This window comes from Solibacillus kalamii (assembly GCF_002174535.1).
Taxonomy (GTDB): domain Bacteria; phylum Bacillota; class Bacilli; order Bacillales_A; family Planococcaceae; genus Solibacillus; species Solibacillus silvestris.
Genome location: NZ_NHNT01000003.1, coordinates 173,887 through 197,558, shown reverse-complemented (window position 1 = coordinate 197,558; position 23,672 = coordinate 173,887). Strand labels below are relative to the sequence as shown.

25 protein-coding genes, 1 tRNA gene and 1 pseudogene are annotated in these 23,672 nt (G+C 34.2%); 21 read left to right on the top strand and 6 right to left on the bottom strand.

The genetic code is table 11. The features are described from left to right. The first annotated feature begins 142 nt into the window (after window positions 1–142). Window positions 143–841 (top strand): class I SAM-dependent methyltransferase, encoded by a 699-nt coding sequence (locus tag CBM15_RS07960; protein WP_087616963.1) that lies wholly within the window; start codon window positions 143–145, stop codon window positions 839–841. Window positions 842–1,123: 282 nt separating this feature from the next. Here CBM15_RS07960 and CBM15_RS07955 read toward each other — a convergent pair whose 3' ends face one another. Continuing rightward, window positions 1,124–2,110, bottom strand: a complete 987-nt coding sequence (locus CBM15_RS07955; protein WP_087616961.1) for a zinc-binding dehydrogenase — start codon at window positions 2,108–2,110, stop codon at window positions 1,124–1,126. A 26-nt stretch (window positions 2,111–2,136) separates the two neighbouring features. Next, window positions 2,137–2,628, bottom strand: a complete 492-nt coding sequence (locus tag CBM15_RS07950) for a lactoylglutathione lyase family protein (RefSeq protein WP_087616959.1) — start codon at window positions 2,626–2,628, stop codon at window positions 2,137–2,139. 129 nt (window positions 2,629–2,757) lie between these two features. Between CBM15_RS07950 and CBM15_RS07945 the strand changes: the two genes are divergently transcribed. The 6 genes and pseudogenes from CBM15_RS07945 to CBM15_RS07920 all read left to right on the top strand — a co-directional run bounded on the left by CBM15_RS07945 (window position 2,758) and on the right by CBM15_RS07920 (window position 9,171). After that, the gene (locus CBM15_RS07945; protein ID WP_087616957.1) at window positions 2,758–3,078 is read left to right on the top strand and encodes a winged helix-turn-helix transcriptional regulator; all 321 of its coding nucleotides are present in this window, start codon (window positions 2,758–2,760) and stop codon (window positions 3,076–3,078) included. A gap of 424 nt (window positions 3,079–3,502) precedes the next feature. Beyond that, window positions 3,503–4,344 (top strand): annotated as a pseudogene (gene xerA / locus CBM15_RS07940) (site-specific tyrosine recombinase/integron integrase). A gap of 213 nt (window positions 4,345–4,557) precedes the next feature. Continuing rightward, a complete protein-coding gene (locus tag CBM15_RS07935) occupies window positions 4,558–5,133 on the top strand; it encodes a LysE family translocator (RefSeq protein ID WP_087616955.1) in 576 nt (191 codons plus the stop codon). Window positions 5,134–5,161: 28 nt separating this feature from the next. Then, the gene (locus CBM15_RS07930; RefSeq protein ID WP_087616953.1) at window positions 5,162–5,938 is read left to right on the top strand and encodes an AraC family transcriptional regulator; all 777 of its coding nucleotides are present in this window, start codon (window positions 5,162–5,164) and stop codon (window positions 5,936–5,938) included. 42 nt (window positions 5,939–5,980) lie between these two features. Then, a complete protein-coding gene (locus CBM15_RS07925) occupies window positions 5,981–7,705 on the top strand; it encodes a Rossmann-fold NAD(P)-binding domain-containing protein (protein WP_087616951.1) in 1,725 nt (574 codons plus the stop codon). 365 nt (window positions 7,706–8,070) lie between these two features. Further along, window positions 8,071–9,171, top strand: a complete 1,101-nt coding sequence (locus CBM15_RS07920) for an ATP-binding protein (protein ID WP_087616949.1) — start codon at window positions 8,071–8,073, stop codon at window positions 9,169–9,171. Here the strand turns inward: CBM15_RS07920 and CBM15_RS19685 are convergent. Then, on the bottom strand, window positions 9,129–9,302 hold the full coding sequence (locus CBM15_RS19685; RefSeq protein ID WP_420820146.1) for a DUF3987 domain-containing protein: 174 nt from the start codon (window positions 9,300–9,302) through the stop codon (window positions 9,129–9,131). The two genes, CBM15_RS07920 and CBM15_RS19685, sit on opposite strands and share 43 nt — an antisense overlap. A gap of 923 nt (window positions 9,303–10,225) precedes the next feature. Here CBM15_RS19685 and CBM15_RS19260 point away from each other — a divergent pair. From CBM15_RS19260 to CBM15_RS07910, 3 genes are all read left to right on the top strand, one after another. Then, window positions 10,226–10,378, top strand: coding sequence for a hypothetical protein (locus CBM15_RS19260; protein WP_158100195.1), 153 nt, complete (start codon window positions 10,226–10,228; stop codon window positions 10,376–10,378). Next, window positions 10,375–10,560, top strand: a complete 186-nt coding sequence (locus CBM15_RS07915) for a helix-turn-helix domain-containing protein (RefSeq protein ID WP_087616947.1) — start codon at window positions 10,375–10,377, stop codon at window positions 10,558–10,560. Before CBM15_RS19260 ends, CBM15_RS07915 begins: the two co-directional genes overlap by 4 nt. Window positions 10,561–10,663: 103 nt before the next feature. Further along, the gene (locus tag CBM15_RS07910) at window positions 10,664–11,797 is read left to right on the top strand and encodes a site-specific integrase (protein WP_087616945.1); all 1,134 of its coding nucleotides are present in this window, start codon (window positions 10,664–10,666) and stop codon (window positions 11,795–11,797) included. A gap of 124 nt (window positions 11,798–11,921) precedes the next feature. Here the strand turns inward: CBM15_RS07910 and CBM15_RS07905 are convergent. After that, window positions 11,922–11,994 (bottom strand) — tRNA-Val (locus CBM15_RS07905). A 127-nt stretch (window positions 11,995–12,121) separates the two neighbouring features. Continuing rightward, window positions 12,122–12,343: a hypothetical protein gene (locus CBM15_RS07900; RefSeq protein ID WP_087616942.1), complete on the bottom strand. Its 222-nt coding sequence runs from the start codon at window positions 12,341–12,343 to the stop codon at window positions 12,122–12,124. 161 nt (window positions 12,344–12,504) lie between these two features. On the opposite strand from CBM15_RS07900, the gene CBM15_RS07895 reads away from it, so the two are divergent. The 9 genes from CBM15_RS07895 (at window position 12,505) to CBM15_RS07860 (ending at window position 19,575) form a co-directional block, all read left to right on the top strand. Then, window positions 12,505–13,767: a M48 family metallopeptidase gene (locus CBM15_RS07895; protein WP_087616940.1), complete on the top strand. Its 1,263-nt coding sequence runs from the start codon at window positions 12,505–12,507 to the stop codon at window positions 13,765–13,767. Window positions 13,768–13,856: 89 nt separating this feature from the next. Next, window positions 13,857–14,642 (top strand): GNAT family N-acetyltransferase, encoded by a 786-nt coding sequence (locus tag CBM15_RS07890; RefSeq protein ID WP_087616937.1) that lies wholly within the window; start codon window positions 13,857–13,859, stop codon window positions 14,640–14,642. A 45-nt stretch (window positions 14,643–14,687) separates the two neighbouring features. Continuing rightward, complete coding sequence (locus CBM15_RS07885) at window positions 14,688–15,047, top strand: nuclear transport factor 2 family protein (RefSeq protein ID WP_087616935.1); 360 nt, start codon at window positions 14,688–14,690, stop codon at window positions 15,045–15,047. A 194-nt stretch (window positions 15,048–15,241) separates the two neighbouring features. Continuing rightward, window positions 15,242–15,430, top strand: coding sequence for a hypothetical protein (locus CBM15_RS19525; protein WP_239534670.1), 189 nt, complete (start codon window positions 15,242–15,244; stop codon window positions 15,428–15,430). A 27-nt stretch (window positions 15,431–15,457) separates the two neighbouring features. Continuing rightward, on the top strand, window positions 15,458–15,841 hold the full coding sequence (locus tag CBM15_RS19520; protein ID WP_239534669.1) for a hypothetical protein: 384 nt from the start codon (window positions 15,458–15,460) through the stop codon (window positions 15,839–15,841). A 191-nt stretch (window positions 15,842–16,032) separates the two neighbouring features. Further along, on the top strand, window positions 16,033–17,763 hold the full coding sequence (locus CBM15_RS07875) for a S41 family peptidase (RefSeq protein ID WP_087616933.1): 1,731 nt from the start codon (window positions 16,033–16,035) through the stop codon (window positions 17,761–17,763). A 286-nt stretch (window positions 17,764–18,049) separates the two neighbouring features. Continuing rightward, entirely contained in the window at window positions 18,050–18,496 is a 447-nt protein-coding gene (locus CBM15_RS07870) for a hypothetical protein (RefSeq protein ID WP_140405555.1), read from the top strand. Between the two features lie 61 nt (window positions 18,497–18,557). After that, the gene (locus tag CBM15_RS07865; RefSeq protein ID WP_087616930.1) at window positions 18,558–18,971 is read left to right on the top strand and encodes an HIT family protein; all 414 of its coding nucleotides are present in this window, start codon (window positions 18,558–18,560) and stop codon (window positions 18,969–18,971) included. Window positions 18,972–19,005: 34 nt separating this feature from the next. Continuing rightward, complete coding sequence (locus tag CBM15_RS07860) at window positions 19,006–19,575, top strand: AAA family ATPase (protein WP_087616928.1); 570 nt, start codon at window positions 19,006–19,008, stop codon at window positions 19,573–19,575. Between the two features lie 36 nt (window positions 19,576–19,611). Here the strand turns inward: CBM15_RS07860 and CBM15_RS07855 are convergent, their stop codons facing one another. Further along, window positions 19,612–20,295 carry a VOC family protein gene (locus CBM15_RS07855; protein ID WP_087616925.1) on the bottom strand — a complete coding sequence of 228 codons (684 nt, stop codon included), beginning with the start codon at window positions 20,293–20,295 and terminating at the stop codon, window positions 19,612–19,614. A 180-nt stretch (window positions 20,296–20,475) separates the two neighbouring features. Between CBM15_RS07855 and CBM15_RS07850 the strand changes: the two genes are divergently transcribed. Further along, window positions 20,476–21,354, top strand: coding sequence for a helix-turn-helix domain-containing protein (locus CBM15_RS07850; protein ID WP_087616923.1), 879 nt, complete (start codon window positions 20,476–20,478; stop codon window positions 21,352–21,354). A gap of 821 nt (window positions 21,355–22,175) precedes the next feature. Beyond that, window positions 22,176–23,195, top strand: a complete 1,020-nt coding sequence (locus CBM15_RS07840; RefSeq protein WP_087616917.1) for a serine hydrolase domain-containing protein — start codon at window positions 22,176–22,178, stop codon at window positions 23,193–23,195. The last annotated feature ends 477 nt before the right edge of the window (window positions 23,196–23,672 follow it).

The following is a 23,672-nucleotide window of genomic DNA, read 5'->3' as shown; positions in this document are numbered from 1 at the left end:
GATGAATACTAGACGTGTTTAATTCCATTATTGAGGCACTTTTCACTACGGTAGATAAAGGTATTTAATCTTTATTTAAACATAGTGTAACAATACAAAACTCCCTTTATATTACAATTAAATTACATAAGGAGGGTGTTAAATGTTAGTTAAAAATAATGAGGATTTATATGAATTACTAGATTCTTTATTAAGAGAGCCAACAGAATTTTGGGATACATTTTATAAAGATAAAGAAAGAAATGTACCTTTTTTTTGTGATAGACCAGATGAACATTTAGTAAAATATATTGAAAAAGAAACTATAAAGCCACATAACGTACTTGAAATTGGCTGTGGGAATGGGCGAAATGCTATTTATTTAGCTCAAAAAGGTTTTAATGTAACCGCTGTAGATTTATCACAACAAGCAATTGAGTGGGCAAAGGAGCAAGCTAATGTCCAAAATGTAAACATTCAATTTATTTGTGAAAATATCTTTAATTTAAAGCTGGAATCAAAAGGGTTTGATTACATATATGATTCTGGTTGTTTTCACCATTTATCTCCTCATCGAAGAGTATCTTACATACAATTTATCAACAAATATTTAAAGAATAATGGTTATTTTTCTATCAGTGCATTCAAAGAAAATGGAAAGTACGGTGGGGCATCACTGTCCGATCAACAATATTATATTGATCGAAGTTTACACGGTGGTTTAGGATATTCCAAAGAAAAATTACAAATACTTTTTTCGGATTTCCAAGAAATTGAGATCCGTGATATGCAGCATAATAATTTAAATCAGAATGAATTTGGTCTCGAAGACTTTATTGTTTGTTTGTTTAGAAAAATATAATTTGAGGGCTTAAACCTGAATTATATAATCGTTCCTATACTTCAATAACGGGGCTATAGTTGAAAAATGATCTTCAACAATCGGGCGCGATTCTTCAATAAGAAGATCGCGTTTTTCCGTTAAAGGGCCATATTATTGAAGAACTTCTATTTAGTAGTGTCAGAAAAATGCAGTTTTTAGCATCGTGCTCGAATCTTTAATAAGAATTACTTTTCTTAATGAACTAACGGGTGCGTTAGCGCCATAAGAAGGCCGCCAATTGGCGGCCTTTTGAATGTATGATTATGGTTGCATTCTAATAATGATTTTCCCTCGAACATGACGATCTTTTAGTTTCTTCAAGCCAGTAGGCAATTCTTCTCTCGGTAGAACTTCATTTACCATCGGATTGAGTGTTCCTTTTTTCACTCTTTGCATTAATTCGTTAGCCATAAAAGCTAAGTTTTCTTTCGCTCGGATGGAACCACTTCTGTGGGCTGCTCCTAAAGCTACCTCGTGGATGGATGGAGAGAGAGAGAAGGGTTTTATGACTGATAAGTCGGGCTTGCCCGCAATATAAGCCAATTGTCCAGAAAATGCTAAGCGTTGTAAGTCTTCTGTGGCTTCTGCAGAACTGATTGTATTAAATATCAAATCAACCCCATCCTCATTCGTCTCTTCTAAGATTCGTTTTGTCACATCTTCCGTTCGGTAATCAATTACTATATCTGCACCAAGAGATTTGACCCACGAATGATTAGTAGATGACGCTGTCGTAAAAACCTTTAAACCTAGTTCTTTCGCTAATTGAATAGCAATACCGCCTACTCCTCCAGCTCCACCGTGAATTAAGATTGTTTGTTTCTGTACATGATTGAATTTCTGAAAAATCGTTTCATAAGCAGTCATGCCCGAACACAGAATTGCCGCTGCATCATTAAAAGATACACCTTTTGGAATTTTTGCTGTAGCAAGCGCATCGACAACTGTGTACTCTGCAAATGCTCCTTTCTTGTTTAAATCAGTATGGCAAGCCACCCGATCTCCAATATTGAATCCAACTACATTTTGGCCAACTTCTACAACTTCTCCAGCTAAGTCAACTCCGGTATAATGCGGATAAATCCAGTTCGGACTACCAGACTGTATCATTTGATAATCAACTGGATTTAGAGCCGTGCTAATCACCTTTACAACCAATTGTCCCTCACCGGGGGCTTGGGCATCTTCAATTTCTTCCCATACGATTTCATCTATACTGCCGGGCTGTCTCATTATCCATGCTTTCATCGTTTTCAACTCCTCAAATAGGGGACTTAGTAGTCTCCTTGTGAATAGGTTAATTCATAACTATGGCTATAAATTTCTACTAAGTTTCCAAATGGATCTTCACAATAAACCATACGATACGGTTTTTCTCCTGGATAATATTCACGAATTGGCATACGTTGTTTTCCACCATTAGCAACAATTTTTCCTACAAGTCCTTCTACATCCGGATCTTGAACTGCATAGTGGAAAATACCTGTTTTCCAGTATTCAAAATTATTTTCTGGCTTTTCATTGTTTTTGAATTCAAACATTTCGATGCCTATTCTGTCACCGGTCGCTAAGTGAGCAATACGAAATTGTCCCCAGCCAGTGCCGAATACATCTTTACACATAATACCGATAGCACTATCATCTTCCATTACTTCAGACGGTTCCATTATGATATACCATCCCATAACCTCAGTGTAAAATTTTACAGCTACCTCTAAATCCGGAACAGAAATTCCGATATGTGAAAATGTTCGTGGATATGTCATATATATCTCTCCCTTTTTAATAATAAAAACAGTATAATATTTTGGTACCAATTTTAATAGTAGTTACTTTATTGTACCCTAGTATCTATCAAGTAACCTAAAATAAATGGAAAAAAGAGGATGAAGTGAATGGAAAGAATTCATTATAATATTCCAATTGAAGCTACCTTAGAGGTTATCGGTGGAAAATGGAAGGCACTTATATTATGTCACTTAAAAAGTGGGAAAATGAGGTTCAGTGAACTTCAAAAATCCATCCCTCAAATAACCAAGAAAATGTTGACTCAGCAATTAAGGGAGTTAGAAAGTGACGGAATCATAAATCGTTATGTCTACCATCAAATACCACCAAAAGTGGAATACTCTCTATCAGATACAGGAGAGTCTTTAAGAGAGATATTAGACAAAATGTGTGCATGGGGAGAAAATAGAATAAATAATCAAACATAAAAATAGAAAGCAGACATATGGGCGATTTCCTAGAACAGTGGGTATGATGTAAGATGCTTGAGGGGTGATAATTTATTGTTTAGTTTCTTGCAGTACATGGAATGTCTATAATAATGAGGTTGATGGAACTTAGTTATTGACTGACAAGTTATTTAACCAATTTAGGAATTGCAATAGTGATGAAACAAAACTTAGAATATATCTCACAGCTAGTGTTTGACACCTACAATATCCCATTTATGCAACAATCGGGCGCTTTCCTGGAAAAAGGGAGAGGCCCCTTTTCTGATTTTAACTGGTTACAAAGAAATCGGAAATAATCAATATCTTAAATTATTGATTATTTCGGTATGAAAAAGACTCTCTCTGAACATAATAGAATTTAGAATAATAGATTTAACCTTAGTAGGAGAGTGAAAGATAGATGTTATTATCCGAAGCGTGGAAAAAATATCAACAAGATAAAAGAATCGAGGGTTATTCACCACTTACATTAAAAACATATTGTTTTCAATACAATCTTTTATTGCGGTTTTTTGGTGATATTGATATGAATGGATTCAGTACAGAAAAATTAAAAGAATATTTAATACAGTCAGGAGATCACTTAAAGCCTTCTAGTTTAGGGCATAGGATTCGTTGTGTTAAATCACTATTTAGATGGTCACATGAAGAGGGATATATTCTAAAAAATCCTGCTGCTAAATTGAAAGAACCGAAATTAGGTAAAAGAATACCTAAGTTTCTCTCAGAACTAGAGATTGAACATTTAAGGGAAGCATGCCAAACAACGATGGAAAATGCGCTATTTGAGTTTATGTATTCGACAGGCTGCCGTATTGGGGAGGTAGTAAAATTAGACCGTGATGATATTGATTTCCGAACAAATTCCGTCATTGTACAAGGGAAAGGTGACAAAGAAAGAGAAGTTTACTTTAATACTCGCTGTTCCATTTGGTTAAAGAGGTATTTAGAGGAACGGGAGGATGAAGATTCTTGTTTATTTATTACGGACAGGAAGCCTAAAAGGCGTATGAGCATTGATAATTTGAGATATATTATTAAGCGCGTATCACATCGAGCTGGAATAAAAAAGAGTATACATCCTCATCAATTACGACACAGCTATGCAACACATATGATTAATAACGGTGCGCCAATCGATGTCATCCAGAACTACTTGGGCACGAAAAGAGTGAGACAACAAAGATTTATGCTCAGTTAAGTGGAAAACTAAGACAGGATTATTACAGTAAATACTTTTGAAATTGAACTATAAGCAATTTTTAGACACGCATGTATAAAAGTGCGTGTCCTTCTGTTATAGGGCCAGATTGTTGTATAACACTAAAGTAAAGCACAGTAAAATTTGTAGAGTAAACTATAAAGATGTTTCATCCAGGCATGCAATAATGTACTATACCCCATTTAACTGAAAGATGTAATATTCATGAGAGTACATTGAAAGGAGTCTTCATCTTGGATATTACATCTTTTATCATTTACTGTTTTATTGTTACTTTTACACCAGGTCCAACAAATATCGTCATATTATCCACAGTACATAATTATGGACCTAAAAAGGCAATGGAATATACGTATGGAGCAACGATTGCTTTTGGCGTATTACTTGGAATTTCTGCAATGTTGAATACAGTACTTATAACATTCATACCGAAAATTTTAATGGGTATGCAGATTATTGGAACTATTTATATGTTATATCTCGCCTATCAAATTTATAAAATGGATACATCAGAAACAACTGACAACAAAACTGGCACTTTTATCTCTGGCTTCCTTACGCAGTTTTTAAATCCAAAGGTAGTGTTATTCACTATGACTGTCATTCCCAGTTTCATTTTGCCGTACTACACAGACACGACTACTGTGACAATAAGTGTTATAGCTATAACAATCGTTGGATTTTTAGCATTTATTACTTGGGTTCTTTTCGGTGCCATCCTCAAGAACTTTTTACAAAAGCATACAAGGCTTGTTAATGTCATAATGGCTCTAAGTTTACTTTATGCTACAATTATGATCTGGATGTAGTAGTGTAGTATTTTAAGAGGTGAATGAAGTGGATAAATTTATCTATAAAAAGGCAGCAGGTATTACTGCGTTAGCTGCAAGTATTACTGATTTCAAGTATAAAAAGCACGCTCACCAAGAGTATGCAATAGGAGTAACATTGCGTGGAATACAACACTATCACTTAGAAGGTAGCTTACAATTATCGCATCAAAATGGTGTGATGCTTTTTAATCCAGAACAGGCCCATGACGGAATGGCGCATGATAAGGAAGGCCTTGATTATGTGATGCTATATATTGAGCCACAATTGTTTTTAGAAGCTACTGAGAAAAAGGATATTGTACGCTTTTCAACCCCTATTGTTTATGATTACAGTCTTGAACAAAGAATAGTAAATCTATCTAATGCTATATTAAGCGAAAAAGATGAGGCATTTTGCAGCGAATTATTCTTATCCCTTACAGGTTTCCTAACTCAAAGTGATTTCTATTTAAAAGATAAGAAAGAAAATGCTCTAATTGGAAAAGCAAAGAATATACTTCATGCTAATTTAGAACATGTACTTAAACTTGATGAGGTATGTAAAGAGCTTAACTTATCGAAGTTTCAGTTTATTAGATTGTTCAAGGCACATACTGGAATTACACCATATCAATACTTTCTTAACTGCAAAATTGAACGTGCTAAACAATTAATAGAACAAAAAAAAGATATTTATTCGGCAGTGGCGCAATGTGGCTTTGTTGATTTAACCCATCTAAATAAGCACTTTAAAGGCGTATATGGAACTACAGCATATGAATATATGTCACATTTAAAATGAATTTTTAATATTAAGCTTGCCCCCTTTGCATCAGGGATTTACATGCAAAGGGCTACTGAAGGATTACATCGGGCCTTATTATATGGGTTTAAAAAATATGTAGGTGAAGATTTGACGGATGAAGAAAATAGTTGTATTAAAAAATATGTAACCGAATTAGGAAGAATAGAAAGTTCTGTATTTTGGAGAAACCATCATAATGTTATTGCATTTTTGTCATTGCCAAATAAAAACAATAAAAGCATGGAAATTAATTTGCATAGAAGTTTAATGACATACAACAATTTTTATGAAATGTATGTTTTATTGTTAGATGGGACTGGTTCTTTAGCTAAAATGGTGAAATTATTCTCAACCTCTACTCTTTTTAAAAATACAACTGTTGGATATTATTCTCGTTTATTACTTGGTAACGCATTTGTATTTAATAAAGAAAATATAAAATCGGTTAAGAGTTGTATTAATTACCTCAATCATAAGAAAATAGATAATATTCAAATGGTTTATTTTCAAATAAAGAAAACCAATTGTAAGGTGTATAGGGAATTATTTAGTGCTTTTGAATTATTAGGGTTAACATCTGAAGAAAATTACAAAGATATAGATTACTCGAGTACAAGCGAATCCATGTTCATATTATCCTATCTGTTATCTGATTTTGATGAAGATTTAAGTTTTGAATTTTTATTAAGCGGTGTCGATCATGGAATTATGAGAATGAATTCCAGAAAAGATACTTTAGCCGATGAGATACTAATTGGATCCTTTGAGATTTTACTTCAAAATCATTGGATTTCAAAAGAACAAGCGTATGTATATGTTGATAAACTAATAGATATAGCCATTACATTAAACAATAATAATGTAGCCAATAGAGTATCTGAAATGTTAATCAAGGTATTAATTAGGACAAACTTTGAAATTGCATTCTATTGTTATAAAAAGTTAATCAAGTTTGAAAATTTAAGTAACGAGTTGCATCGTGAAGTTGCAGGTACAATGGTTGATTTAGGTTTACCTTTAACAGAAGTTGTAGAATGTATCATGAATTTTGATGCTTATTTCGATAATTATAATCAAAAAACTAACTGGTACTATTTTTATGGGAAAATAGAAGTATATCTAATTTTAGCCATGTCTGATTTTTATAGTAAAAAAGAACATGCTGAGGTTTTTGAGAATATTCGAAACGAGTTAGATGGGCTTGATAATTCAGGTTGGGGAAGAGAGTTATATTCATCAGAATATCAGAGTTATAGCAGGCTATGTGAACGATTTTCGAAACCAGTAGATGTAGAAGAGAAAAAAGAAGCAGAATATAATATGACTCCAATTTTATCTAACACAGAAAAAGTAGACTTAACGAAATTTATTAATGAGTTGGATTCTGAAGAAAAACTGGAACAATTTTTTACTGATTTTGATTTTAAGTACTGTGTGGATGCCCTTGAACATTATGAATGTTTGATTAGTAAAATGTTGGATTTATTTGGTAATATTGATATGTTGATTAATCATATGCGTGAAAATAGATATCCGGATATGACCCATCTGAAGAAAAACAGTAAATACTTATATTTGGGGATAGTTGCAGCTTTAGCTAATGGAACTGCAAAACAACAAATGGTTAATTATCTTATAAATGAAGGTGGAGGACATGATAGCAATTTAGAATTGATGAAAGTATATGAAGAATTAGGAGACAAAAATATGTGTTTAAATTTATTTAAAAGTTTGATTAATGATGTCAACCTGTTCGTGTATTAGCCTTTTATCATACTTCTCACATCATGCCTATAGTGGTTCCATGTCAAGCAAATTGTGCGTCCCTTACCCTTTAAAGGAACTCTAAAAAAAGTTGTACAAAAGTGTTACCTTTCCATATCTTATAATATAGCACGCCCTAGTGAAAGTGAGCTTTTAAATAAAACAATAATAGGGCATTCACTATGTACACTGCGACATACCCAGTTATAAGCGTTTGATTGAGCCAGCATTCTTTCTGAACGCTTGAGAATTTGTGCATATGTTTTATCTATTTGTAGCACATTTAGCCAATATAGTTGCTTCATCAGACTATAAAGCGGTTTAAGCCAATTTTCTACTACACTTAAGAAGATTGGATAAATCTAGTGAATCCTGCAGTTTTAGTACAATTACCAATGCTTATGAATGGTTTAAGGATGGCTTCACTTGTATTCTCGAATGTAGATAAATATAAATGGATATACGCTTACTGTGCTTTAGAATTATATAATTATCAATCTACTGATGCAGTACCTAAAAGAACCAAAATTATAAACTTACTTGATATAGTTAATGATGCTCAAATTACTGCTCAATTATCTAACTATGATGCTAAGTTTGGGAATTTTGGAAATACGGTGCAAGAAGCTAACTTTAAAGCAGCAATTGAAAATTATATTTTTACAAACATCAACAAAAAATATAATGAATGTTCATTATATTTACAGGAACTTTTAAAAATTCAAGATTGCTGTATAAGCGATTTAAAGCATTTATTACACGGTCTTGAATTAGCTTTAATTATTGAAGAATCAAAAGGTAACAATGCGGCAAGAAGCCACTCAACCACTTTAATAGCTCGAATAGAAAATATTATACAAACATATTCTAATACACTATTTGATTCAAATCCTCATAAAATAAAAAGGTTTGAAGAAATTACTTTATTTAATAAAGCTTTAACAGTATTTGATGTTTCTTCGTATGAAAATCAAGATTTATTATTCTTATCTTCATATATCATGAGAAATATATTTGAGAATCAAAAGAGAATTAAGAACATGGATCAACAAATAGAAAAAGTTTATCATTTTCTTTTGGACGAAGCACACAGATATATCACTGAAGAAAATGATGTAAACAATATTCAGCCAAAAAAAATATTTGAGCGAATATCAAAAGAGGGAAGAAAATTTGGAGTTTTCATGATAATAGCAAGTCAAAGACCTGGAGAGCTGTCAAAAACGGTATTATCGCAATGTAATAATTATATCTTGCATAGAATAAGGAATAATCTAGACCTAGAGCAATTAAAGAAAAGCATTCCTTACTTAAATGATTTGCAAATTTTTAGATTATCCTTTTTAAAAAGTGGTACAGCTTTATTTGTAGGAGATGCATTTACATTTCCAATGGAGATAGAAGTTGATGGAGAGGAATATAGTTACACTTCATCGACAGTAGATTTGATTAATATTTGGAGTTGACTATAGGACGGTAATAATGAAGCTAAATAAAGATTTAAAGGTTCTTGCCAGCCTCTCCAAGGTTGAATTACAAATTTACCTTGGAGTGCTGTAGAAAGCGCTCCTAAGCCAAAAAAAGCTGCTAAGTCTATACCTATTTAAAAATATATATGAGATTGTAGAAGTTAATAAAGAAAATGAGGTTTATTTGAAAATATATAATTTAGAATAGGCTTATTTTGAAATTATTATTGATCATTTACAGCCAAGATTTTTAATAAATGAACTTAAAACTAATCCTGTGTATTTCGCATATTTAACTAAACTTATTTATAAATCTTCTAAAGAGGATGAGGATGTAAAAGTAAATAAAGAATCTGCAACACAGGCATGGAGAATTATAAAAAAATTAAAGTTTTGCCCTTGAGTAACTATCGACGGAGAAGTTAATAAAGAGGAATTAGAAGCTAATGTTACAGTTTTTCTCGGGGAGATAGATAAAAGAGGGCATGAATCGGTTGGAAGAGAGATTTTAGGAGGTTGCTTTGCCTATGCCTTTCCCTTGTGAAAGTGTATGTATTGTATTTGAAAAATATTTTACAGATGAAATGGGACGTTGATTTATCATAGAAATAAGAAATAGCAGAGGGGTATACTTTGTTTTTGATGGAAAAGAAAAAGAATCTTTAGCATTAAAGTATGAGAATTTTTATAAAAAGTTCGAATGAGGTTTGATAAGGTATCTAGGACTTTACTAAAACTAAGTGAAATTTATAAAAATGTATCAAGAGTTGAACGAGAAGAAGTAACCTATAGATTAAGATAATTAAATTATACGTAACCTACACATTCTTTACACACAAATCCTGCAAATCTAATAATATCAACGTCTAAGTGAATAAGTAAAAGTACTCCTGGGATGAATAATCTTGTCATAGTAAACCTTTCACAAATAAATATAATTGGTTAAAATAAGAATTCCCATTTCAAAGTTCTTGGCCAAAATTTTGGTCAAATGAAAATAATGAAATTATTTAGAAACCCTCTTAAGAGAAAAATCTTAGGAGGGTTTATTTTGGATAAAAAGGATTTAGGAAAGTTAAAAAGTAAGCGTGAAAATGCATTGGCATTATTAAAAGTATGGGAGGAAGAGCTGAAAATAAAGAACGAAATTAACAAGCACAAATTGAAATTAAAGGAGAAGAATAATATTCCGAAAATTGTATGAAGCAATCTGATATCGAATCGTATCCTATTGTCTTAACTGCCATTGAAATCAGTGAAATTTTAAAAATTTCCAAACCAACAGCTTATGAACTCATGAATAGACACGACTTTCCACTAATAAAAATAGGAAGGTGTAAAAGAGTGTTAAGAGATGAGTTCTTTTTATGGTTAAGTAACCGTTAATAACTCGCTGTCATTATAAAAGTTTGAGCAAGTGGTCAAACTGAATATCAGACCACTTGTTTACTTTTTGTTGTGCAAAAATGAGTTTGGAGGTATGAAATAATTGGCGCACATCAGAAAAAGAGGTAAAACGTATTCGTATGCAATTGATATAGGTCATGACCCGTTAACTGGGAAACGTAAGCAAATAAGCAAAGGTGGATTTATTAAAAAGAAGGATGCTGAGGCAGCTGCGCGGAAGATTGAATTGCTGTTAGATGAAAATCGATATATAGTTCTCAGTAAAGAAATTTTTTCGGAGTATATTGTCAATTGGTTTGAAAACCATTACAAAAATCGGATTAAACAAACGTCTGCAACAAATAGTCAATACATTATAGAGAAGCACATCTTAGCTGAAAATCCATTTGCTAAGAAAGAAATTGCCAAGATAACACCAGCAGACATTGATCTTTTTTATAACCTTAAATTAAAAGAGAACTATAGTACGAGCTATATTCGAAAGATGCATCAGTTATTAAGCCAGGCATTTAATCAAGCGGTAAAATGGAGGAAGATTTCGGTTAATCCAGTAGCAGATGCTGATCCACCTTCTGTGAAGTATGAAGAGATGTCTATATGGTCTCTAGATGAAATTTCCCAATTTCTTCAACAATGTAAAGGTGAAAGACACTATTTAACATTTTTACTTGCGATTTATACAGGCATGCGTAGAGGAGAAATTTTAGGGTTACAGTGGAGTGACATTGATTTTGATAAAAAGATGATTCACGTTTGCAGGTCATTAGCGCATGTCCCTAAAAGTGGTTATATGTTTACGACATTGAAAACAAAAAATTCGAAACGTCAAATTCCGATTCCTGAATTTGTGCTTCATGGATTACGGATTCACAAACAGCGTCAAGAAGAGTGGAAGGGATTAGTTGGTCAGATATATGAAGATAACGACTTAGTCATTTGTACCAATACGGGGACCTTACAAGATCCACGAAATGTTGTTCGGGTCTTAAAGCGGCTTATTAAAAGTACAAAAGTACCTAACATTCGTTTTCATGATATTCGTCACACCCATGCATCAATACTCATTTCAGAAGGTGTAGACATCGTTAAAATTTCAAAGCGGTTAGGTCACGCCAACCCTAAAATCACATTGGAATTCTATGCACACCTATTGCCTAATGCAGATAATGACATTGCAGACATTTTTCACAAAGCCATCCAAAGTAGCACTAAATAAATGGAAAAAATCCTGCGGACAAATTGCGGACAAATCCAAAAAATCAGGCATAAAGTAGAAAGTCTCTCAAAAAGGAAGTGCCCATAAACGTTGATATAACAACGTTTACGGGCACTTGAAATGATGGTCTCGACAAGTCTCGAACTTGCGACCCCCACCTTGTCGAGGTGGTGCTCTCCCAACTGAGCTACAAGACCGTGATAAGAAACAGATAAAGTCATGTTCTTAACTGTTATTATAGCATTTACAGAGGGGGAGGTATATAGGGAACTGTTATATTTTTACTTTATTTTTAGAATAGTTACACTAGTTTTCTCATGTTCCTCAACGTCTTTTCTTTTTATCGTCTTTCAATACAGCTTGATTTTTATTTATTTTTTCTAAGAGGACATGCACATGATATTTACTTTCTTCAATTTGAACGACATTTAAAACTTTTCCTTTACGACCTTTAATTTTTATATCCTCGTCTACCTCAGGAATACGTTCTAGACACTGACTTAGGACGGGTGTTTTATTTTCCAAATAATGAACAGCAAACAACATGATTAAGCGCTCCTTGTTAATTCAATTTAAGATTGAGTCCAATTTATGAAGATTCCAAGACGTATAGAACCATCAAAAAAGGAGTATGACCAACTTGGCAGAAATGATTTCCACATTTCAATAATAGGATATGGTAACGAATGAATTGAGGTGTAGAAGGAATGACAAAAAAATGGGGTTTACTGGCTGTTTTTGCATTTGGACTTTATGTTGTCGCAATGTATTTGTATTTTTTCCATGGACAAAATAGTGGGATTCCAGCCGCTCTTCAAGGAACGGCTGCAGATCCAAGCACTTTTCTTACAACGCAGGAGTTGTTATTAAGTGAAGAGTTATCAAAAGTAAGGAATTTCCTGTTCTTTATCACAACGCCGTTGGAATGGCTGCTTTACTTCGTTATTTTAATTATGGGAATTTCACGTTTGTTCGAGAAATGGAGTTCTGATCAATTTAAATGGTCTATTTTCAGAACAACGATGTATCTGTTTTTCCTGTCCTTGCTATTGTTCATCATCCAATTTCCGCTGGATTATTTCCGCTATACGCTTAGCAAAAGCTATGGCATCAGTACGCAGATCTTTTCATCATGGATGCGGGAAAATATAATTGATTTTTGGCTTGAGTTAGGGATGTCGGTAATCATGGTAGCGGTACTCTATTGGCTCATCAGAAAAAGCCCGAAAAAATGGTGGCTCTATGCATGGGCTTTAACTGTGCCGTTTTCAATTTTCCTTATGTTCATCCAGCCCGTCGTGATCGACCCGATCTACAATGATTTCTCACCATTAAAAGATAAAGCGTTAGAGACGAAAATTCTTTCTCTTGCAGAGCAGGCGAATATTCCATCTGAACATGTGTATGAAGTGAATATGTCGGAGAAAACGAATGCTTTAAATGCCTATGTGACAGGGATCGGCGAAAATTCCCGGATAGTACTATGGGATACAACATTAAACCGATTAACGGATGATGAAATACTCTTTATCATGGCACACGAGATGGGTCATTACTTGCTGAAGGATATCTATATAAACATCGCGGTCTATTTATTTATGACACTTATTGGACTATGGCTAATCTCAAAGATTATGCCTTGGATGATTCGCCGTTATGGACCAGTTTTGAAAATTAAAGATATGGGCAATATGAACTCCTTGCCATTATTTTTATTAATTTCATCGTTTCTCGTTTTCTTCTCAAGCCCATTGTCCAATGCGATTTCACGGTATCAGGAAATCCGGGCTGATGAATTTGCAATTGAACTTGTAGAAAATCCTGAGGCAGCGGTCTCATCATTTCAACAGTTGACGAAAGCCGGACTTAGTGAAGTTAACCCGCCAGCACTTGTCAAATGGTTCCGCTATACTCATCCGCCAATGTTAGAAAGAATCAATAAATTTGCCGAAGAAATTGAGGAAGACTAAACAAAAACATGTATAATTAGTTTACTATATATATAAGTTCTTCAATTTTTTGTAATGAAAATATTTGATGCGTTGAAAGGAAATCAGCTATGGATAAATACGAATGGATTGCACTTTTTCATAAAGAACTACGCCAAGAAGCTGTAACACCAGGTTTTAGAAGAGAAGAAACCGACCATGTTGTTCGTCATATTTCAAAATTTAACGAAGGCGGATTTATTTTAAGTTCTAATGTAAATGAAAGTTCTGCTAGGGAAGTGATTCGAAATGAGTTAAATTATTTCGGTAACCTTAAGCAGAGTTTTGAATGGAAAGTGTACAGCTATGACAAACCTGATAATTTGACTGAAATACTTAAACAAGAAGGATTTACGATCGATAATCCAGAAGCACTGATGGTCATAAAATTATCGGAAAGTCATCCTTTCCTTACAAATTTTGATTTGCATGTAGTAAAGGAAATAACGGATGAACAAGGCATCCATGATGTTATTGCGCTAGAAGATGCTATCTGGAATGGATCCCATGCAGAGCTTGGAGAAAGACTTTGGAGAGATAAACAAAATAGTCCTGACTCACTATATATTTATGGGATTTATGACGACGGCCAGCTTGTAAGTGCTGCATGGATGTATTTAGAGAATACTTCATCCTTTGCCAGCTTATGGGGTGGGTCAACACTTCCACAATTCCGAGGAAATGGTTATTATTCAAAACTATTGGCTGTTCGTGCACAAAAAGCTTATGAGAAGGGATATTCGTTCCTCACGGTTGATGCCAGTCCAATGAGTAAACCTATTCTTGAAAAGGCTGGCTTTAGTTGTCTTGCATACTCATATGGTTGCCAATCACCTACTATTCCTGTTACAGATTAGGATAGTACAATTTACAATAACATGAACAGAAAAGGTGTTTAGAAATTGGAGAATAGGTCAGTATTAGAAAAACAGTTATTTCAACTAGAAAACAAATTGTTGGCACCTGAAATACGGACATCAAAAGAGGAGCTAATGAACTTGCTTGCAGATAATTTTTTTGAATTTGGAAGCTCAGGAAAAGTATTGTACAAAGATGAGGAGATTAGCGAAACGACTCTTGGAATCGTACAAATGACGATGAGTGACTTTGAAATACATTTACTGTCTGAAGAAATCGTTCTAGCAACGTATCGGATTTATAATGAGTTAAACAAACAACATTCATTACGGAGTTCGATTTGGAAATTTGTCGATGGACAGTGGAAGATGCATTTTCATCAGGGAACAAAAATTTCTGGATAGTTTTCATGCGCTATTCTTTTTAAAGAATTAGCGCTTATTTTTTATTTAGCTATCCAAGTTCCACGATTTCTCGTTTAGGCACGACTTAAAACCTCGAATTCGATGAATGCTGGTATGAAGGATAATAGATCCAATCTTTAGAAGTAGCTGTAAACACGAGAACTAAATACATAGATGATTCGGGGATGAAGAAAATGAATATTTCCACAGTAGTAGAACACATAGAAGATTTGCTTAAACAAGCTGAGATGATTGGAATCGGCTCAACAAGAAAAGTTTATCGTTTTGAAAACTTTGTAATTAAAACCTTTTTGCATCCTATTGGATATGCTCAAAGTAAAATTGAATATGAAATGTATCAGACGTTGGGAATGAAGGGGTAAGAAAAGCATATCGCGCCCATTCTTTATATGAATGATAAATATGTCATTCAGCCTTTTTATGAGCAACTCCCTTTAAACAATCACTGCTCATACGATATTGATTTGGAGACGGATTCAAGAATAACGGAAGATTTAAAAGCTGCACTCCATGTAATCGATCATGAATTGGATGGCTTTGATTTTAAAGATAGTGGAAATTACGGTTTGGATGAAGAGGGGCACCTTGTTTTAATTGACTATGGTATGACTAAAAAATTATATGAAGAACAATGGGTTATCTTGGCTGAAGCCGGTAAACTCCCGCAAATCCGCTTTGAAAAATGTCGTGTATGTAATATTGAAAAGGAACTTCGGATGTATGGAGAAACTGACACGGATAACCGTTGTGTTTCTTGCGGGAAAGATTATTGAAAAGGGCATATGCACAATGCTTAATTTAAATTGAAGAGTTTACAGTATAAGGGAAATAAAAGCATAGAGTAGCTTACTTTTTACATCGGTTTAATACTTAATTGTACAAAATGCAGGGGAGGGTGAGATACTTCAGCGTTGTTGATGCAAAAGAAATGTCAGAAAAAAAATAAGGATAACGGAGTGATTACATGTACACCAAAACTGAGATTTTTAATGATATTGTTTCAATTCTAAAAAATGATTATGCAGGTTACGAAGACAAAAAGAAGTATAACTATCCTGAGCGTTATACTGTAACAAACAACATGGATGATGCAACGTTCACTCAAACAATTCAAGAATATTTATATGGTTTTAAAGATGGCCACCTGTCTTTCAGAAATAAAAAAAGTGAAGTGCCATTCCGTGGTTTTCGTGTACGTCGCTATGAAGATGCGCTATATGTTACAGAAATTTTAGGAGAGCTGCACTTGCATGTCGGCGATAAAATAATAGCAATCGACGATGATTCTATTAACCTTGCTGCTTCCCGTTACTCTACATATTTACAACACGACATATTCGAGCGTCAAACATGGAATAATTTGCTTCCATTTGTTGAGCATATTACATATGAGCGAGATGGCGAACAGTATGAGCTCGATTTATCGGAATATAGTCGACCTGCTTATACGCCAATATATGATTTAAAGCAGCTTGATGAAAACACGGTTTATATTAAGCTGACGGACTTTGGCCAAAGCGAACCGATTCAAAAAATGATGGAAGAACATGAAGTACTTTTAAACTCCATTCAAAACATTATATTTGATGTACGTGTAAACTACGGTGGCAACGACCTTTTTTATTTTCCGCTAGTTGGCTATACAATTGATGAAACCGTTCGTGCCTCACAAATCGTTCAACCCGATGAAGCAATGTATACAAATTATACAGCTAACAACTGTGATTTATGGATTGAATCATTATCAGATTACTTAAAGCAGCCGCTTGATGAAGCAACGAAAGCTTTTCTTGAGAAGGAAATTCAAAAATTTAAAACAAATTACGGTATTGGCATGAAAAAAGTAGAAGACAATGAGGATTTTATTTTTGAGCCTAAAGGAAACGCTCAAAAGGTATTTATTCTTTCAGATGTAACATGTGGAAGCTCTGGTGAAACATTTATAAAAAATTTAAAACATTCACCAAAAGTCATAGTAATTGGCCGTCCTACAATGGGTATTCTTGATTATTTCAATGTCACAACTAAGAATTATGGCAATTTTGAATTCAGCTACAGCATTTCAAAAATATACGAAAAAAATCATAACAATGCAACTGGGACATTGCCGCATATCCACATTCCATGGACGCCACAGCATTTAGTTGAAGACGTCGATTTAAATTATGCACTTAGTTTACGGGAGAGCGTACTCTTAGAAGAAAGCATTTCACCAAAAGAAATAATTGATGTCCAGATGGAAATGCAGACATTCGACATGAGCAAATCGGACACGTGGACAGATGAGCAATGGGCAATATGGCGCGGTGATGAGTACATGTACGATGATGTTGGCATTAAGCTTTTATTACTTGATGACCAGGATCTTTTTATGAAAATTATGGGGATCAGTCATAATGAAATAACAGATGCGATGAATTTTAGCTTTGATGTTGTAAATAAGATGAGCCAACCAATTGCTCTTCAGTTTGTTGAATGGACGATAGAAGGTAAAACCTTTGATTTGTCTCACGAGCCATTCATTATCATTAATGCAAACAGTGACGTTCCACGGTTTCGTAAAAACATTATCCGGTCTTATAAAGATGACTGGCAGCATACAGCTATCACAGTTAACCTATTACACGCAATTACCTTTAAACCTATAAGAACTTTACAATTCAGCATTCAAAAAGTGTTTACACAGTTATTTTAATTTCCTTAAAAAATGCCAGGTAAATTAAGGGCGTGATTCTATTTTAGTATCACGTCCTTTTTCATTAAAATAAGGGATATAAAAGATAATATTCTTTTAGGCATATTTAAATGAAGGCGCACGGTTCCTTGTTATAATTTCTAATATATTTCATTAACTATTAGGGGGGATTAAAATTACGACCAATTACTCGCCGCGGCTCCTTTTATTAGTGCTTGCTGGATTAACAATTATCAGTTTACCTTTCGTTAGGCTAATCTTTCCTGTTTTCTATGTCAAAACATTTTTGTATGATTCTTCAGCAATCGTGCTTTTTCCGAATGGTTTAAATTTCAACCTAGTTGTGGCTGGATGTTTATTATTATTTATCGGATTCATTATCCCGTTGATCAAACAAAACAAATTCACATATAGCCTATTAATGGTTTTTATTGCATGCGGGATCTTTGTTTTTTATTTATCGATTTTAAGCTATACATATATAGGAAAAGAAAAAGTAGTTTCGCATAATTTGTTTGATGGAAAATCGTTTCAATGGACTGAAATCAAGGAAGTAGCGCTTGAATATTATGTCGACGACACGGGTAGATACGAAGAATACAATTTTATATCAAAAGACGGCAATTCTATTCGAATTCCTTTGAACAACCATTTCCTACAGGAAGATAAAAGCGAAATCTATCGAATAGCTAGACAAAACAATGTACTGTTTATTGAACAGGAAAAGAATTAAGGCCGACTGTTTAATTAAATGTAACCGTAAAATAATTATTATTGTCAGGAAGAGAATCTGAATGAAAGATTGTATATTTTGTAATCTAGAATTAGAACCGACTCAAAAACTTATTTTGAGAAATGAATACTGTATGTTTCTGCAGTTGAAACAGGCACAACAGCAAGGAATTTGTCTGGAAGGTTCTGGCGTCATCATACCTATAGTACATAGAGCAACTCCATTTGACTTAACAGTAGACGAATGGAATGCAACCTATGCACTTCTTCTAGATGTGAAAAATTACTTGGATGAAATGTATCAACCTCAAGGATATAATCTCGGATGGAATTGTGGAGAAATTGGGGGCCAGCATATATTTCATTCTCATCTTCATGTTTTACCAAGGTATGCAGATGAACCGCTTGCAGGTAAAGGCATAAGGTTTATGTTTAAAAGTGAAGAGAATAAAAGGGAACAGATATTAAATAAGTAATTATGCTAGTGCTTCTATTAAAGGGGTTACAATGATGAAAAAATTAGTAATTATTACAGTGGGCAAAACCCATTCTGGGAAAACTACATTTGCACATGCTTTAGAGAAACATTTAAGTAACTCGATTATAATTGACCAAGATAATCACGCGGAATTTTTAAATACTTTTTATCAAAAACTACTCCCGGTTCAAGGACCTAATTCCCTCAAAAATTCTTTATCAAATCTTATTGTCGATTATGCTAAAGAACATACTGATTTTCATTTTATTATTTCCAATTCGAATCGTAGTAGCAAAGGTCGAAAGTATTTACTAGAGGAAGTGTTCCCAGCTGAATCTTTTGTTCGAATATTGGTTCACTTTGATATATCGGATGATGAACTTCATTCCAGAGTAAAACAAAGTCAAAGAAGCACAAATATATTTAGGGGATCAATTTCAAATTTCGAGGAACTGCTTTTTAGACAACAGGCAGAATCTCTAGGCGAAGATATTGTTGATCCAACAGTACATGAGGCCGACCATTTATTTATTGTCAAGAATAACAACGATGTCAATAGAGTTATGAAAGATATTGTTCTGATTGCCCAAACGAGCTTGTAGAACCAAGCTCGTTTCCTTAAAAAGATTTCAAGCATTTCATCCAAGATTCGAACTCACCAATTCCAGATTTTCATCAATTTTAACCAATACTCCATCCGATAATAATACCTCCATTGGGAAAACTTCAGCATTCTTATTTGAAAAGAACCATGTGCGGCCCTCATTTACTAATAACAGATAGGACGCATCTTTGCGTGCCCCCATAAATGTTAAACCTTCAGCCGCAATTTCTTTATGATCACGTTCAAAAATAGAAAATGCATGTAACGCCAAGACGGATTTTAATTTATCCTTTACAACAATACTCATCTCCGACATCTTTTGGAGGGATGAAGCCGAAAACGGTATTGTACTTTGTTTTGCATCTGAAAGGCGACAAATAAATTCGACAATATTACCGGCTGGATCTTCAAAATAGATGGAGTTCGCATCAATTCCTTCAAAGTAAACTTCATCATCACCTTGATTTTTTGATAATGTTACTTTTTCTTTTGCCCATTCTTTCGCTTCTTCAAATTGATTTGACGGGATATCGAAAGCAAAATGATAAAATGGTTTTTCGTTCAAGGAAGCCTCAATGAAAGTGACCGTTGTTTTTCCAACATGGATTGTAAAGCGGTCCGAGTCTTCTGAAATTAGAGGGAATTGGAACTTATTTAAATAAAATTGTTTTGTTGCATCGAAGTTAGACGCATACATCGTAACATGTTTAATATTCATAACATTTTCCTTCTCTCAATCTTTGATAACTTTAAATTATCATGTTTTCGTCATATATGAATCGTTAAATAGGCTGAATTTTCTACTGGTTTTTATGTTAAAATATGGATGGTAAACTTTAGCAAGAATTATCAAAAAAAATTTCTCTTCATTCGTTATGATAATTTTGAGGTGAGCAAGTTGTATTACAGTGAAGTAACACAAAGAGTCATTGCATTTATTGAAAGTAATTTAACTGAAGAAATTCAACTCGATACTTTCCCATCCGTTATTGGATACTCAAAATACCATCTATTGCGTATTTTTAAGCAGGAGACAGGTAAGTCAATCGGTGAATATATTCGTGAGCGGCGTTTAGCTACCGCTGCAATACTTCTTTTGCATTCAAATGAATCATTATTAACGATTGCCTTCTTATTTCATTTTCAATCGCAGGAAGCATTTACAAGAGCATTTAAAGAAATTTACTCCTTGCCACCCGGAAAATATCGAAAGCTTATGCAAGCTGTAAGAATGTTGGAGGAGGAAAAAGAAATGAATGAAAATAAAGAGATTAAAGGATGGAGCTTAAGTGGATCTAACCCTGAATTATATGAAGTGACGGTAGATTCAAATGTTTTTCATACAGGTACAAAATCCGGAATGCTCTATTCAAAAGGTGAAGTAAATGCGCAGCACTTCGCTACAATGATGCAAGGTTTTCAAGCACATGGCTATAAGGGAAAACGAATAAAGCTTTCATGTTTCCTAAAAACAGAGAATGTATTTAAATGTGGGGCTTGGCTCCGGATTGATAATGCCATGGGAGATACGATTCAATTTGATAATATGGACAACCGGTCAATACAGGGAACGTCAGATTGGAACCACTATTCAATCGTATTAGATGTTCCTGAAGATAGTTCTTCGATTTACTTTGGTGTTTTGCTTATTGGACAAGGGAAGGTTTGGGCGGATGGCTTCCGTTTTGAGGAAGTAACGAAAAAAGTACCGACAACGAATATGCTTGATATCGAACATTTACCTGAACAACCAAGTAATTTGGATTTTAGTGAGTAATACAAATCAATGACGCATCTCCAGAGTAATGGATATGCGTTTTTTAACATGAAAAAAGCAAACAATAAATAATAGGGGGGATTGCTTCCTTACTCTGATTACATAGAGCAATTTTCCGAGCCGATCATACTTATCGGATTTTCTCTGGGTACAGTTCTGGCATTAAATTATGCAACTGAACTCCTAAAAAGTTCAATCCCTAGTATTAATAGCACCACAATACAAAATGCCAAAATTATTATTGAAAATACAAAATATTATTTTTCGGTTTATGCCAGAAGCTCCTTTTCGGAAACTTAGCTCCAGCAAGAATGATTTCAACCTCAATGATGGAATTAAATTTTAGCAAAGCCCTAAAAGAGAACGAGTGCAATACTCTGGTTATATGTGGAAAAAAGGATATAGCGAATAAAAGGGCAGCGAATCAGGTAGCGAAACTTATACCAAATGGGTGTTTTCAGGAGATTGAAGGAGTTGGCCACGAAATAAATACAGTAGCCCCAGAAAAGTTAGCGTCGATTCTTAAAGAATTTTTGAAAAAATAAGAAAACAGCCTCTATGTCAGGTGAAAAATTTTAAAATGCAAATACTTATCGGGTTATAATTATGGAGATGGATACATTCGGGATAAGACGTCATTCAATATGAGAGAAACAGGCCTGCAGCAATTAATTGTTAAAGGCAGTCCTTTTTTATTGCTAAAAAAACTTAGGGGTATGTTAAAATTGAATTGCCAAGTTTTGTTATTCCGAAAAACTCATTCGGAATATATTAGTTACCCAGTTTTTATCTAAAATCACTCAAAATTAAAGGGGATCAAGATGAAAATGCATTTGATAAATGAAAAAGTAACTGCAATTATGAAAGAGATTGACTTTTCAGGAAATGTTTTGGTAAAACGAAATAATGAATTATTACAGCATTACAGTAACGGTTTTTCGAATCGTACACATCATACTTTGAATAATGAGCAAACGCGATTCGGTATAGCTTCCGGGTGCAAAATCTTTACAGCAGTAGCGATATGTCAGCTTGTAGAGAAGGAGCAGCTTACATTTGAATCGAAGTTATCCGATGTTTTGGACATGCCGTTTCCCCATTTCGACGAGGGAATCACTATCCACCATCTGTTAACACATACTGCGGGGATACCGGATTATTTTGACGAAGAAGTAATGAAGGACTTTGCGGATTTATGGGTGAATCAGCCGATGTATCTAATGCGATACGGTCATAATTTTTTGCCGTTGTTCCAGCATGAACCGATGAAGTTGGCAGTAGGTGAACGCTTTCATTATAATAATGCGGGCTATATACTGCTTGGTCTTATCGTCGAACAGGTGAGCGGCAAGGGCTTTGATGAGTATGTGACGGAAAACGTATTCAAGCGTGCAGGTATGGAGCAGTCAGGCTACTTTGAACTGGATGCTCTACCTTCAAATACGGCACTCGGCTATATTGATGAGGAAGACGGTTCTTGGAAATCAAATATTTACTCTGTTCCTGTAAAAGGCGGTGCAGACGGCGGAGCATTTATCACAGTGGATGATATGCATCGTTTTTGGCAAGCATTGATGAAGTTTGAGCTTTTAAATCCAGAGATGACACAGCAATTATTAACGCCATATATTCATACAGATGACGACTATGACCGATTTTACGGCTACGGGGTGTGGATTGATAAGCGGGATGATATTATATCAAAATACCATGTGATGGGCTATGACCCGGGCGTGAGCTTCCACTCGGCATTTTATCCGGAAAGTGGTGTGACGAGTGTTGTTTGTTCAAATAAGAGTGAAGGCGCATTTAATGTATTCAAGGAACTTGAAAAGCTTTAGAGGGGGGAAACCAACTAGCAGATGCTAGTTGGTTTTTATTATGAGGTAAACATGTTTGGTTAGGGTGTTGGTTTTCTAATATTTAGCTCTGATCTTCTAATAAATCGTAAAAAGTTCTAATATATTGCTGAGCTTCTAATATAATCGATCAATGTTCTAATAAACTATTCCAATGTTCAAATATCCTCCGTTGATTTTCTAATAACACTATCAAAATTTCCAATATACCAACTGATTGTTCTAATAAACTTCAAAACAACATCGACTTGTCCTCAACCTTGCCCGGAAATTCACCCGAAATCGTACTCCAAACATGGGTTTTCTAATATCCAGGCGAATTGTTCTAATAACCCGTTCGATTTTTCTAATATCCGCTGTAATTGTTCTAATAAAATCAAAACGCCACCAACCTACCTCTAACATTTCCCGGAAATTATACCGTGTCTTATCACACACCCGGGTTTTCTAACATTCCTA